The sequence below is a fragment of the Bartonella capreoli genome, from assembly GCF_902813205.1.
In the GTDB taxonomy this organism is placed as follows: domain Bacteria; phylum Pseudomonadota; class Alphaproteobacteria; order Rhizobiales; family Rhizobiaceae; genus Bartonella; species Bartonella schoenbuchensis.
On record NZ_CADDZX010000106.1, the window covers coordinates 1 to 589 of the forward strand.

At 40.7% G+C, this 589-nt stretch carries 1 pseudogene; it reads left to right on the top strand.

The window, feature by feature from the left end:
- Positions 1-589 (top strand): annotated as a pseudogene (locus J7R05_RS07550) (pseudouridine synthase); the annotation flags it as partial.

Genomic DNA, 589 nt, shown 5'->3' on the forward strand with positions numbered 1-589 from the left:
CAAATGTATGGCTTTCTGTAGCTTTGCGTGAAGGAAAAAATCGTGAAATAAAGAAGGTTCTTGGTGCATTAGGATTATCGGTGAATCGTTTAATTCGTGTATCTTATGGTCCATTTCAACTTTCTGATTTAGAAGAAGGAGCCGTTCGTGAGATAAAAGGTCGGACGTTACGTGAGCAATTGGGTGAGCGTTTAATTATGCAAGCGAATGCAGATTTTGATGCTCCTATTCTTAAGTCATTTCCAAATTCTGCGGTTGTTGTAGTAAAACCAAGAGATAAAGATCTTGCTACTACCAATGATGGTTGGGTTTTTTCGAGTGGGAAAAATGTACAGCGCAGGAGCAGCAACTCTGTTAAGCACTCTCAATCACGATTGGGCACAAAATCTGATGAGAAATTTATGCGTAAGGATGAGAGCAATGAAGGAAAAGCAGAGCAGCGTTTTTTGCCTCGTTCGCGTCGCTCTAATGTTTGGATGGCTCCTGGTGCACGTCCACAGAGTGCACGTAAGAAGTCTTTCTATAGTGAGGAATCCTCTCATAATCATAAAAGCAATTTAGTCGGCAAGGGATTTTTTCATAAAGGTAA